This is a genomic window from Anaerolineales bacterium (genome assembly GCA_015075625.1).
Taxonomy (GTDB): Bacteria; Chloroflexota; Anaerolineae; order Aggregatilineales; family UBA2796; genus UBA2796.
This window is the reverse complement of record JABTTZ010000002.1, coordinates 1,077,093-1,090,619: the sequence shown is the minus strand read 5'-3', so window position 1 is coordinate 1,090,619 and position 13,527 is coordinate 1,077,093. Positions and strand designations below refer to the sequence as shown.

Sequence of the window (13,527 nt, the reverse complement as noted above, 5' to 3'; positions counted from 1 at the left end):
GGGGTTTGGAATGGCTTGTCATGAGAACTTACGCCGTTGAACGTGTTTCCCCTGTATTCATCGAAAGGGGACGTTTGAGGGGGAAGCCCCCTCAAAAAATGGATTCCCCCTTCTCCCACTGGGAGAGCAGGTCTGCGCCGAAGGCGCCTCGCCGGGGGATGAGGGCGGCTGCCTAACGTCTACGAATGACAGTGTGAGCCTTTCTCTGGGGCGACCTTATCAGGTTGCCCACACACATCTTCTTGAGAAAACAATCTGGGTAAGCGTTAACACTACTCGCTTACATTTGAGCAAACTTTAACCCGTTTTTGCCTCGCCAAAATCAACCCCGACGCGGCGCACACCAGCCACCTGCGAAACAAGGGTGATAATCGCCTCGGCGGTGGCATGTTCGGGCAGTTTTCCGGTGAGCGCCACCGCTCCGAAAAGGACGCTGGCATGAACACCCGGCGGCAGCACGCCACCCACATCATAGCGCACCTGTTCATCATCAAAAAAGGCGCTGGCATCTACCTTTTGCACGCCCGTAATGCGTGGCGCATTGTCCAGCAGAACACGCCGCGCTTGGGGGTTGCGAACATTCCCTTGCACTGTGACAACGCCATTGGAGACCTGAAGGGTAAAATAAGGTTTTGAGGTTTTAAGTGGGGTGAAGGTATTGATGATTTGTTTGATATCTTCCTCAATATCCACATCCGGGCGATCTGTTGTCGGCTCCATACGAAAATGCCCTTTCAAAGCTGGTTGAAAAACTAACAGTCTATATCATCGGACTTTTCCGAATCGCTTCCATTATAATCCGATGTCGTTAAGAATGTGGTTGGTTTCAGTAGGTTTGACGAACGAGGTGCTGTGGTAAATGTTATAAGGCTACAAAAAAGATGTAAGGATGATCACAAGATTGTTCCATTTCCCTCCCCAAAACGCACTTTAGGATTGCAGCACAGCCGAAAAACCCTATTATTAAAAGATAAGAGTTACGCACTTGCCCTCATCCCCCTACCCCCTTCTCCCCTAGGGAGAAGGGGGAAAAGAGGTTTTGAGCGGGCTTCCTCCTCAATTTACCCCTTTCGATGAATACGGGGTAAACAGGTTCAACTGCGTAAGTCCTAAAAAGAACCAGACCCATTTGCCCGCTATGTTAAGGAACGGTCTATGGCAAACCGCATCCAAGCCGATTATGATTCCCTTTCCTCCATCAGGCAGATGTTTGCCCGTCACGCCGAAAAGACGAATGGCTTGCTGAATACCCTTCGCCACGTGACCGATACCTTTGCCGCGGGTGGTTGGGTGGGCAGTGGGGCAGATGCCTACCAGCGCGAGATGGCAGATCGCCTCTTTCCAGCGCTGAAAACCCTCATCGAGAGTTTGAATCATGCCGCACAGATGACGGAGAAGATTGCCAAACTATTGGGCGAGGCGGAAGCGGAAGCGGCGGCGCTCTTTGGCGGGGCAGCGGTGGGTGCGGGTTTGTTCAGCCAGTTGCAAGCGGGGGTCATGGGTGGTGGGATCAGCGATCTCATTAACAACCTCACCAAAGAGGCAGCTGCTCTTGGCACGAATACGGGGAGCCCGGTGGATGGTGTTCTCCCCACAGGGTTTGACAAAACAAAATATGGCTCGGATGTCATTTCCCTCATGAATTCGCTTGGCGAGGCGCTGGGCATGGAGACGGGCAAATTTGGGAAGTTTGCCAGCGGGTTTGGAATCTTCATGGATGCCTGGGAGCAGATGAACGCGGGGCGTGGGGTGGTCGATGCGGCTGGTGTTGCGGGGACAAAATTTGGTATTGAGTCGCTCTTGTTCAGCACACCGGTTGGGCGCGGCGTCCTCATTGTGAACGATCTGCTGCAAGTAACGGGGAAGGCTGTCATTATCTCCGACACGGCTACGATCAGCGGCAATACGGCGATTAATCCGGCACTGCGTGAGGCGTTTAGCGCCCAAGCCAAAGCAAACGCTGAAAACGTGGGCAAGATGGATGTCAAAAACGTCGTGCGCGATACAGCAGGGACAGCATGGGATTTGGGAAAATTTGCCTTTGGCGGGTTCAACCCCTTCAACACACCCGCCGATCACCTTGACAATGCCAAGCAAGTTTCAAACTCAGTGGGACAACTAGGGGAAACGGCTGGCAAATTTATTGGGGGCGTCTTGAGCTCCCCCCGTGAACTGATCGATTATCAAATTGCCCGTGATTTAGCCGCCTATGATGCTGAACTTGCCGGAAAAGGGTATTCTCCTAGTGAGCGAGCGACACAAGTAGAGTCGATGCGCTCTGCGCTTGATTGGCAGTACAACGGCTTGGTAACAGGGTATGCCTACGATGGGATGGCGGCAATAGGGGATGGGTTCGATTTCATCGGATCAGGGGTCAAAGACCTTTTGACCTGGAAATAACCATCGACCATAGACATATTGTTATAGCCATAGCCATCCCGATGCACTGCTCTAATACAAGGATGACGAAGCAATGCTTACGAGTTTAAATGAGAACCTTGTCCAGCTTGACCTTACCCGTGCGGAGGTCGTCTGGCTTTTACGGCTGCTCAATTTGCCGCCCTTACCAAGCGTAGGCACGATGTTGACCTTTGCCCAACCCGCCAACGAAACACAAGCGGGGGCGCTTTTGAACGCGATGCAATCCCTCCAAATTCGGCGGATTGCGGTGGCAAAAGGGGAAACGATTGAGATTGACCCGATAGTGGCGGGGATGTTGAGTGCCTGTGGCAATGCCCACCGCGTAATTCGCATTGGGCGTATTGCGCCGCCAGAAACCAGTGTCTATCACATTTTCGTCGCTGAAAAATTGTATGTTCTCATGGAACAACCGCTCCCTTTCACGAATAGTTTTTATGGCAGCACAGATCGCAATGAAATTGCCGCCCTTTTAGGGGAACGGCTGAAGATTCCTCCCTCAGAGGCGCTCCCCATCCCCGAACAAAACATTGATGGAGAGGAAGTAGAAAATGTGCGGACAGCCCTCCGCAAAGGGGGGCAAGAGGCGCTTGAGGCGCTGACAGCGGCGGGTTGGGAAATACCCATTGCCAATACCTTTACAGGGGCGCTTGCCCGTCCCCGCGCCTACATCGCCTGTGCCGTCTTTGATGGGGTAACACCCGAACCGAAACGGCTGAACGCCGTGGAATTGCTCGTTAGTGAGCGCGGCGTGGTCTATATGCAGGGAAATGCCCCGCTTGCTATCGGCAGCATCGATGGCTCAGCCGCCGTAGGGGCAATTTTAGGAATGGCAAGTTAAAGAGCCGGCGGCGAACCAACTCCCGCTATTTCAGCATCCTCGTTGATTGCGCTACAATCAGCCTTCTTGCCAGAAATAAGGCTGACCACTTTTGCCGCCGCCCAAGCATGGTTCAGCCTTCTTGAGCTATGTAGCAGGTCGCTTATCGTGCGTGTCGTTGCGCCTTCCGTTCCATCGCTGTGGTCGTTGAAAACGCCAGTTCCTCTACACACTCTCAGAATTTAGGTGGGACTCCCCATGCCCTGACGCCCATTTGTTATGTCGGAACATTCGCGTATACTAATCAAACAATCCTGCCTCATCCTTTGAAACCCTACCTGGAGCGGAAAACGGAATGTCATCGGAACTTCTCACGGTTCGCCTCGATAATGTCCATGCCGCCCTTGACAAAGGGCAGCCGGAAATCGCCCTTGATCTACTGAGAGAAATTCTCCAAACCGCGCAAACTGTTGAGGTCTACCGTTTGCGGCTAGATGTCCTTGTGGCGCTGATTCAAAAGGGTATTTTTGATGTCAATGCGCTGCACGAAACGTTGCAGTGGCTGAAGGAACATCACCCCGCACTTTATGGACAAGAGGCTATCCTCGCCCCCTTTGCCAAGATGATTCGCCATCATGTGGACAAGCTGTCTTTGCAGATTGAGACAGAGAATGTCGAGATGAGCGCGGAAACAATCAACACGATAGACAGCACACTTCAGCTTGCCGATCATTTCCCAGAGGTGGCTTACCTTCGCGTTATTTTCGAGGGGCAGTTATTCTTGCTTGCGCAGCGGGCGAAGGAGCTTGCCGGAAAATTCGCTACCTTGCGGCGGACGCTGGATATTCATCAAATTAACAGCAAGAACAAGAACCGCAAACGCAATTTTGAGACCCGAACGGAGGTGGCAGACCTTCTCCATAATTCAGAACAGGTCTTAGCACTCTTGCCCTCAGGCGATCCCTACCGTGCCTTTTTGTTTCGTTTGATGGGATTGCTCTGTGAGGCAAAGGAAGAGTGGATTCGACGGGCTTATGAAGCCTATCAAGAAGCCGCCGCCTGTGGGTTGGATGTAGAGGAGAACTTGAAGCGTCTGCTCCCTAAGGCATGGCACACCTATAGCAAGGACACCCTTTTCCAGATTGACACCCTGATCCAAGCGGGAAAGGCAGCGGAGGCTGCCAACATTGCCGAAGCGCTCTATGCCCTTGCGCCGCGGCCAGAAGGTTTGCTTGTCTGGGGGGATGCGTTGTTTGGCTTGGGGAACTACGCTGCGGCAGAAAAAAAATATACGAAAGCCTACCCTTATACAGCCAAAGCGTCAAACACGAAACACCTTCAAGAGATGATTGCCCTTCACCAAAAGGCAACACTGCTGGCAGCGGCAATAAAACAAGAAGGTGAAAAAGCTGACAAGGCTGGCGATCCCCACCCCCTTGCCCGACTCACCTTTGGGACGAAAGACCTTCAGCATCAAGCGTTGACGGGGCTGTACCGCACCTACCAAGCGCAGGGAAAGGTGGCTGAGGCACAAACAACGCTCAGCGCCCTTTTAAACGATCCTAAATTGCCTGAGGAGGTTAGCCCGCGGATCGTGCCTGTTGTGGAAAGGCTAGAACAAGAGGCATCGCGCAGCGAGGTTGAGGCACAGCGTGCTACCGCACTTGCCCACGCCGAGGCAAAAGCGTGGCACGCCGCCAGTGAGGGGTTTTACCGTTTAACGACGCAGCCTCTTGCCGAAGAACACGATTTTGCGTGGCTGGTCATTGCCCAATTTCACAGCGGCATGAAGATAGAGGGTATTGCTCACCTGATGGGGAAGATTACGCCCCAAACCCTGAAAAAATTTCCTGGAAAACTAACTCGCCCACTGATTGATGCCCTTGCCGCAGCGGAGCGTTGGCTGGTGGCAGATGCTTACGCGGCGGCGATCCCTGATGGGCGAGGATGGCGTGCCGCCTATGCGACGCGGCGTGCTGCCTACATTGATAGCTTGATCACAACGGCGAGTCAGGCGCTCGATCAGCACAACACGATGGAGGCGGAAACCCTTGCCAGACGCGCCCTTGAACTTGCCCCTGACCATGTGCAAGGGCGGTTGATCATCGGGCGGGTGTACGCCGGAACGAATCGCCTTGCCGACGGGCGACGCATCTTGGGGAGCATCCTTGCCGATCCGCTGTGGGGAGGAGCAGCAAGCATGGCGTTGGCAGAGATAGACCTTGCCACTGGAAAGGTGCAAGACGCCCGCGAACGCCTTGCCACTGTGCCGGAGGCAGCGGCAGGGGTCGATGTGGCGGCTATTCATGCCCTGCGCGTTGCGATTGTCAACCGCCTTCAGGAAGCCCCTTATATTCACCTTGAGCCGTTTGCGACGCGGGTTTCTCCCGACACACTGCGGCGCAAGGCAGCCACCGGCTATGCAGCGTACTTTGCGGTGAAAATCGTCAATGTGCGGGCAGCGCGTACCATCTTGCCTATTCGGGATCGCTGTGCTGAGCTTTTGACAGCGGTGAGCGTCTTCAACGGCGGCGCCGGCGCGGGCGTTGAACTTGATTTGGCCTGGCGCTACATTGGCGGTGGGGGGCGGCTGACGATTGCTCTGCTCTGTCGTGTGGATGCCCCCAATGAAAAGACGGCGCTCCACACTGCCCAAACGCTTTGGACAGTGATCAAGCCGATCCTTCCCTTGCAAGGCTTAGCCTATACCTATGAGCCGGTCTATGGGGCGGCGGAACTCGCCTACCTTCGGCAGCCCTTTCCCATTGAAAGTGCGGCGGAGATCACCCGCAAAGAAATCACCATACGGGGAAACAAGGCGGATGACGAGCTTTACCTTGTTTATCCCCTAAACAGCCATGATGACCCCCTCACACGGATGCTTTATGCCTTAAGTGAACAGCCGGAGCCAACGCTGCTGAACATTCACATCAAGCCCACCGAGGTGTTCCAGTGGGAACGCGAGATCATCACCCAGACAATACGCACACAGGGAACACCCGCCCTGGAAACCCTCCCCGATGTGATCGAAACAGGCGCTGAGGCAAAAGAGAACACACCTGATTTTCGCGCTGGTCTCATCCGCCAGTTTTATCCCTTCTTTTTAGACCGGACGCAGGCGATTGCCTTTGTTGTCCAACTTCAACTCGCCTCACAGGGGGCGCTGGATGCTGCCCTTCCGAACATCGTCAGCATGGGGTTGTTTGGCTTTGCCCGCTATGAGATTACGCCCGCACTCCATGAGGGCAATCTTGACGCCGTGCGCCGCAACCTTGGCACGATTGAAGCAGAACAGTGGGTCTACAGCGCAGCGCCGGGCGGCTTGGAACGCTGGCGGGGGTTGTTCACCCCCGATGAGACGCTCACCGCATCACGCCTTCCTCACCCCGGCGCCGGCGGGCTGCCCGGGATGCCCGTGTTGAAGATTCGCACGGTGCATCCGCCAGATTTGCTCCCCCGTGAAGGGGTTGTGATTGGTGAGAGCTTGGCAACGGAAGGTGGACGTCCTATGACTGTCCGCCTAACAGAGCAGGATCGGACACGGCACGCTTACGTTGTGGGGCGCACCGGATCGGGAAAATCTACGCTGCTGCTCAATATGGCACTGCAAGATATTGAAGCAGGGCGTGGTGTCGGCGTGATTGACCCTCACGGCGATTTGATCCGCCTCATTTTGGAACGTATCCCGGCGCACCGCCTTCACGACGTGATGATTTTTGATCCGGCGGACACCGAACGCCCCGTTGCCCTGAACATCCTTGATGTGGAGGATATGTTTGAGGGGAACATGGTCATTGCCGACTTTCTTGGCTTGATGCGGCGCATGTTTGACCCGCATGATCAGGGTATTGTTGGACCGCGCTTTGAGAACATCATCCGTAATGCGATGTTGGCGCTGCTGGAAGCCGTGCCGGGGACGACACTGATCGACGTTGTGCGGTTTTTGTCTGATAAAGACTTCCGCGAACACACGATCAAGAACGTGACGGATCCGGTTGTTCTCAATTACTGGAACAACATCGGCAAGGAATTGGATCGTTTTGGATGGGGCAGTGCGAAGGGCGAGGTCATTGACTGGCTGACGAGTAAGTTTGGGCGCTTTGTGGACGACAAAATGATGCGTAACATCATTGGGCAAAGCCAAAACACGCTTAACTTTCGGCAGATTATGGACGAGGGAAAAATCCTTCTCGTTGACCTTTCTAAGGGGCGAATGGGCTACCAAAGCAGCCAATTTTTAGGGCTTCTGCTCGTGCCGCGCTTGCTGGTAGCCGCGCTCACCCGCGCCCGCCAAGATATGAGCGTGCGCCGTCCGTTTTACCTCTACGTAGATGAATTCCAAAGTTTTGTCACACCTGCCTTCAGCGAGATGCTTTCCGAAGCACGCAAGTTCAAGGTGTCGCTGACGGTGGCGAACCAGTTCATCAGCCAATTGATGAATGAAATCCGCGAGGCAGTCTTTGGCAATGTGGGAAATTTCTTCGTCTTTCAGGTGGGCATCAAAGATGGGGCGTTCCTCGCCCCGGAGATGTATCCGGCAGAGTTGGAAGACCTTGTGAACCTGCCAAATTTTCACATGCTGGCGAAGATGCTGATCGAAGGAAACGCTACGCCGCCCTTCCCCGTGCGGACATTGCCCGACAGCCGCGCCCCCAACCCAGAGTTAGCGGCGAAAATCCGCGAATATAGCCGCCAACGCTATGGGCGAGATGCGTTCATTGTGACGCAGGAAATTCAACAGCGCTTCGCCAAAGTGTCTACGGAGGAGGGGAAATCAAAGGGCTTGTTCGATAAGTTGGTAAATGATTAGGCTCTGTTGGCAAGGTAATTCCCGTAGGGGCGCAATGCCTTGCGCCCATCGCCGTTGGTGAGCGCCCGCCGCGAAAGCAGCGGGCTGAAAGCAGCCACCCCGTAAACAGAGACGGGGACTCTCTCCACCCCCTTTCCCTGTGACCATCGTTTTGTGGGTGACTACACGGCGCATTGGCATCCCCCGTTTGCTGGTAAAATCCTTCTAATTCCCTTTGGGCGGTTGCTTCGAGCAATCCACTATGATAGGTTCTCATCGATATCACTTTATTCTTTCGTCAATTCTTTTGCCGTTGTACTTAGTCATAGCGGATCGCCATGCGCCGTAAGTTAGGGTAGGATCACACCCTTCGTAATCAATTTGCAATCAACCCTAAACCTAAAAACGGGCAGAAAATGCCCTGATAAGGTCATAAACCGTCATAAAAGGCTAAACGATGTTCTTTGAATGGCTTTCGCGTGAATTCAGCGCGATACTCAGTTGGTGGCTGCTTGTCACGCTGGCGGGTGTCGCCGTGTTTCCCTTTCTGTTTCGTTGGTTTGGGGCGCTCCCTAGTCGCGGCTACGCCCTTGCCCGCACTGCCGGTCTGCTGCTGATCGGCTTTTTCTATTGGATCGGCGGCGTCCTCGGTGTGCTGAAAAACACAGGGGGGGCGGTTGCCCTTGTGTGGGTGGGTGTTTTCAGCGCGGCGCTCTATGCCTATGCCACGCTCCGCCCCCGCCGCGATGCAGAGGATGGTGAACCACTTGGCGCATGGCTGCGGAAAAACCTCAGCCTTGTCCTGACCACCGAAGCGCTCTTTTTCGGGTTATTCTTCCTCTGGGCGGTGGTGCGGGCGCTAAATCCTGACCTGACGGGGACAGAAAAGCCGATGGAAATGGCATTTTTGAACGCCGTCCGCCGCGCCGATGCCTTTCCCCCGCCCGACCCTTGGATGTCTGGCTACGCGATCAGCTACTACCACTTTGGCTATATCCTGATGGGAACGCTGGCAAACCTGAGCGGCATAGGGAGCGGAATCGCCTTCAACCTTGCTGTTTGCCTCATTTTTGCGCTGGTTAGTCTTGGCGCGTTCGGCGTGGTCTACGATTTGGTCATGCTGCGGCGCGGCGACCCTGAGCCTATCGAGGCAGATGATCCACCGCCTGCCCGCCCGCACAAGCGTAATGCGCTTGCGGCGGGAGTCCTCGCTATCTTTTTCACGGCGATGATGGGTAACTTTGGGATGACGATGATCGAAATCCCCTTGCAGTTTGGCATTGTGGGCAACGACAACCTCCAATTTATGGACATTCTTCACCGCCCAAACACAGAGCGCTGCCCCGCCACCGGAACAACAGACGTTGATCAGTGGTGCTCTTATTGGTGGTGGGCTTATTCCCGCGTCGTCTATGACCGCAATCTTGACGGGACAGGAAACGAGATTATCACCGAGTTTCCACAGTTCAGTTTCATCCTTTCCGATTTGCATCCGCACGTCCTTTCTATGCCGTTTGTCATGCTGGTGATCGCGCTGGCGCTGAATCTCGTCATGCTCAAGCGGCGTCCAAAGGGATGGGAGATCGCCCTTTACACAATCTTTGTGGGGGGGATGGTGTTCCTCAACTCATGGGATGCCGTTTTTCTCGTCGTATTCATTGGGGTGGAGGCGCTCCGTCGGCTGATTTGGTCGGGGACGGGAAAACTAAGCGGGGATGATCTACTAGGGATTGGTTGGTTTGGGGTCAGGCTGTTCCTGCTGACGGGGGTGTTTTATGCGCCCTTCTTCCTGTTCTTCCGTTCACAGGCGGGGGGCTTTTTTCCCAACGTGATCTGGACGACTCGTGTGCAGCAGTACATCATGATGTTTGCGCCGTTCCTCCTTTTGCTCCCGGTCTATTTGCTTGTCGAGATTGGGCGGGTGCGGCGATCCTTCAATGAACGGTTCGCCATCCAAACAGCGTTTACAGGGATCATGGGCATGGCTGTAGTGGCGGTACTGCTTGGTGTCGTCGCCTATCTAAACGATGACATTCGGACATGGGTTTTCCGCATCGTTGATCAATCCGGCGGGATTGGTCAGGCATTGTCCGATGTCGCCAGCCGCCGCCTGCAAGGACTGCCCACCTTCTTGATCATTGGGACGATTTTGGTTGCGGTAGTGGGGCGCTTGTTCCCCCGCGAGCATCCTCAGGCACGGCGGATCATCACTTACAGTCCAGCGACGGGCGTTGCCTTGTTTTTGATCGGCGTTGGCGCGGCATTGACGCTCATCCCAGAATTCATCTACTTAAAAGATGGCTTTGGAACGCGCATCAACATGTTGTTTAAGTTTTACTATCAGGCATGGCTCGTGTGGAGCGTGGCTGCCGCGTATATTTGTTGGTCAGTGATCAGCGAACCCCATGTGGGAGGGCGAATCGTCCGCGTAGGTTTTGCGGGACTTTTGACATTTGTGATCGTCACCGGAGCGCTTTACCCCTACTTTGCCATTCAGACCCGCGCCCTGAAGGAAGGTGGGCATTTAGGCGGCTATGTGACGACGATGACCCTTGACGGGGCGCCGTCCCTTGCCTCGACGCCCGACGATTACGCGGTGATCCAATGCCTTGCGCAGGCGGCAACTTCTCCCAAAGATGTGGTGGCAGAGGCAACGAAGCGCGGCTTGGCATATAACAAAGAGTATGGGCGGGTGGCGGCACTCACCGGAATTCCAACCTTGCTAGGGTGGGATAACCACGAAAACCAATGGCGGGGATCAACCTTCGCCGCCGCAAACACGCTAACCTATACAGATGCTAATGGCGTTCCACAAATTGAGGATCGCTACACGGCAGTTGCCACGCTCTACAATACACCCGATGTAAAAACGGCGATGGATATTGTGAAACGCTATGGAATCACTTACATTTATGTGGGTCCGACGGAGCAGCGAGAATTCACGGCAGAGGGACTGGCGAAATTTGCCTCCCTACCACCCGTGTGTGCCAGTGGGCGGGTCGCTGTCTACAGCGCCGATGCACTGGGGGTGTTGTTGAAAACAGCGGGCAATTAGGAGTAACGTGGCTAAAACAACCGCCCTTGTGTCTCCACCCGCCGCCCACCAAGAAGGATGAAGGGGGCGGCTTGTTCAGGAGCGCGAATACCTAACTTCCGAAGGGCGCTCAGATCACGGATCGCGCCCTTTTCTCGTGCTGTAAGAATTGCCTCTGCGCCGCTCACCCCAATCCCCGGCACACGTAAGAGTGCCGCCCGATCTGCGGTCATAATCTCAACGGGGGCATGGGGAAGGTGTTCCTCTGCCCACGCCCGTTTCGGATCAACCTCCAAGCGCATGTTCCCATCCCCCTGAAAAGGAAGTTCCTCCACGTTCCAGCCGTAATCGCGCAGCAGGAAACTCGCCTGGTAGAGGCGGTGTGTGCGGAGGGGATCGGTGGGGGCGGTGGTTTCTAGCGGGGTTTGCCCCACCGGGCTAAACGCTGAGTAATAGACGCGGGTAAGGCTTGCCTGCGCGTAGAGATGATCGCTTAAGCCCAAGAGTTCGAGATCGGTATCCCCCACTGCCCCAACGACGAATTGCGTCACCGAGCGGGCAAGGCGCTGCCCAGGATGCTTGCGTCGAATGTCTTCTGCCCACAGCAGCATTTGGAGCAGTTCACGGTGAAATTCCTTCTTGGGAGCGAGGGCGCTCAGACGAGCATCCGTCGGCGCTTCAAGGTTCACCGAAATGCGATCTGCCAACTGCATTGCCTGATGAATCTGATCGTATTCCGCACCGGGCATGATCTTCAAGTGGATATAGCCCCGATAGCCATAGCGTTTGCGGAGAATGGTTGCCGCGTCGATCAGCTTGTCTTGGGTGGTGACGCTTCCTTTGATAATCCCTGAGGAGAGGAACAGTCCATCAACCTGTTTTGCCCGTTGCAGGGTATCAAACGCTGCGGCGAGTTCGTCAGGGGAGATCGTCACTCGCGTGGTGCGGCTGCGTCCGGCACGGAAGGGGCAGTAATAGCAGTTTCGCTCACACGCCGTCGTCAGCATCGTCTTGAGCATGGGCTTTGCCCCGCTTGGCGTGCTGACGTTCGAGATGCAGTCCGCCAAACTCCGCGCTTGAAATGGGGCGTCAGAGCTGCTTTTGCCAAGAGGCGCTGGCGTCCACGCGGCTTGCTTGTTGGGGGCAGCTTTTACCCCCTCTGTGCTTGGTTGGTCACCAGCGGGTTCATAGAGGGTGACATCGCCCATTTGGGTGATTTTTGTGAGGGGATCAGCGGCACTTTGGATCAACATGATCCAATTATACAGAACACAAGTACGTAAGTCAAATGTTCTAAGAGGGGCGCGTTCACCTCCGGCGGCAATGAACTTGCCGCCGGAGGTGTGGGGGAGTTATGCCCCGCCCTTTAGGTGGGCGTGAAAGAGGGCGTTGAATTCAGCAGGTTTTTCCAAATAGGGGGTATGCCCTGTCTCAGCAAGGACTGCCTCTTTGTAACGTCCGCCAGCGACGGCGTACTTTTCTAGCACGGTGCGGGTTTGGCTGACCATCGGCTGTGGGGGGTAGACCTCTGTGCCTGGATAATTGGGAATTGCCCCCAACATGCCAAGCGTCCCCATATCAAACAGGGAGTTATCAGAGACGATCTGATCATCGCTCCCGCGCACCCACAGGACAGGCGGTTTCGGGGTGATGTTGAATAAGCGGCTCACATCCCCTGTGTATTTAGGAGAAAGCGCATTGGCGGGACCCCACACACCGGGCGCAGCGAAGGGATAGTTTGGCGAGGGAATGCTGTCCCCTGGGTATTCCTGTTCGCCAACATGTTCAGCCAGCATCGAGGAGAGCAAATCTTCCTCACGCGGGGAGGCGAAGGGGGGTTTGAAGTAAAACGTGTTCATGACGATGCGCGGGGCGGTTTGGGGATTTTCTACGCCGCGATCCCCCGCCGCCATTCGTTGGGCAAAGACGGGATTCACAATCCCCCCACCCGATCCGGCAAAGTCCGGCTGACAGGGTGTCCCATCCAGCCCTTTGGTACCCCCAAAGCCATAAGGCGAGCCGGGGCAGGCGAGGGTGACGCTCAGCAGGCGGGCGGGGGCGTCCATCATCAGCCGCCAAATGACTGAGCCACCCATCGAATGACCAACAACATGCACCGCCGAGACGTTCAAATGATCCAAGAGGACGACGAGATCATCGCTGAAATCGCCCATGCCTCGCGTCGCATTGACTTTCTTCGTCCGTTCGGCGTCGCCATACCCGCGCAAATCAGGGGCGATCCCGCGAAAACCAGCGGGGAGTGCAACCATCACTTCTTCCCAAAAGGTTGCCGAGGAAGCATTGCCATGAACAAAGAGAACGGGAGTCCCGCCTTCTGCAGCGCTAAAAAGGACGCGAGTCGTCAGCCGTGCCGTTGTGATTGTTTGGGCAGTGATGCCAGAGATCGTAGGAATAGGCATAGAGAATATCCTTTTCTTAAGGGGTGCGGTTGGTCTCCAACCACGA

Annotated in this window: 7 protein-coding genes; 4 read left to right on the top strand and 3 right to left on the bottom strand. The window is 55.3% G+C overall.

All coding sequences use genetic code 11. The features are described 5' to 3' along the window. Positions 1-297: 297 nt before the first annotated feature. Entirely contained in the window at positions 298-720 is a 423-nt protein-coding gene (locus HS103_13240; protein MBE7513766.1) for a BON domain-containing protein, read from the bottom strand. Between the two features lie 435 nt (positions 721-1,155). On the opposite strand from HS103_13240, the gene HS103_13235 reads away from it, so the two are divergent. The 4 genes from HS103_13235 to HS103_13220 all read left to right on the top strand — a co-directional run bounded on the left by HS103_13235 (position 1,156) and on the right by HS103_13220 (position 11,082). After that, complete coding sequence (locus HS103_13235; GenBank protein MBE7513765.1) at positions 1,156-2,400, top strand: WXG100 family type VII secretion target; 1,245 nt, start codon at positions 1,156-1,158, stop codon at positions 2,398-2,400. Positions 2,401-2,473: 73 nt separating this feature from the next. Then, positions 2,474-3,259 carry a hypothetical protein gene (locus HS103_13230; protein MBE7513764.1) on the top strand — a complete coding sequence of 262 codons (786 nt, stop codon included), beginning with the start codon at positions 2,474-2,476 and terminating at the stop codon, positions 3,257-3,259. Between the two features lie 334 nt (positions 3,260-3,593). Then, a complete protein-coding gene (locus HS103_13225; GenBank protein ID MBE7513763.1) occupies positions 3,594-8,048 on the top strand; it encodes a DUF87 domain-containing protein in 4,455 nt (1,484 codons plus the stop codon). Positions 8,049-8,484: 436 nt separating this feature from the next. Further along, entirely contained in the window at positions 8,485-11,082 is a 2,598-nt protein-coding gene (locus HS103_13220) for a hypothetical protein (GenBank protein MBE7513762.1), read from the top strand. An 11-nt stretch (positions 11,083-11,093) separates the two neighbouring features. On the opposite strand, the gene HS103_13215 is transcribed toward HS103_13220, so the two are convergent. Both HS103_13215 and HS103_13210 read right to left on the bottom strand, forming a co-directional pair. Continuing rightward, positions 11,094-12,314: a radical SAM protein gene (locus HS103_13215; GenBank protein MBE7513761.1), complete on the bottom strand. Its 1,221-nt coding sequence runs from the start codon at positions 12,312-12,314 to the stop codon at positions 11,094-11,096. A 99-nt stretch (positions 12,315-12,413) separates the two neighbouring features. Continuing rightward, entirely contained in the window at positions 12,414-13,481 is a 1,068-nt protein-coding gene (locus HS103_13210; protein MBE7513760.1) for an alpha/beta hydrolase, read from the bottom strand. Positions 13,482-13,527 lie beyond the last annotated feature (46 nt).

What these genes read in the sequence shown, in the direction of transcription:
- HS103_13240 (MBE7513766.1), bottom strand. Translation starts at nt 720, where the DNA reads ATGGAGCCGACAACAGATCGCCCGGATGTGGATATTGAGGAAGATATC.
- HS103_13235 (MBE7513765.1), top strand. Translation starts at nt 1,156, where the DNA reads ATGGCAAACCGCATCCAAGCCGATTATGATTCCCTTTCCTCCATCAGG.
- HS103_13230 (MBE7513764.1), top strand. Translation starts at nt 2,474, where the DNA reads ATGCTTACGAGTTTAAATGAGAACCTTGTCCAGCTTGACCTTACCCGT.
- HS103_13225 (MBE7513763.1), top strand. Translation starts at nt 3,594, where the DNA reads ATGTCATCGGAACTTCTCACGGTTCGCCTCGATAATGTCCATGCCGCC.
- HS103_13220 (MBE7513762.1), top strand. Translation starts at nt 8,485, where the DNA reads ATGTTCTTTGAATGGCTTTCGCGTGAATTCAGCGCGATACTCAGTTGG.
- HS103_13215 (MBE7513761.1), bottom strand. Translation starts at nt 12,314, where the DNA reads ATGTTGATCCAAAGTGCCGCTGATCCCCTCACAAAAATCACCCAAATG.
- HS103_13210 (MBE7513760.1), bottom strand. Translation starts at nt 13,481, where the DNA reads ATGCCTATTCCTACGATCTCTGGCATCACTGCCCAAACAATCACAACG.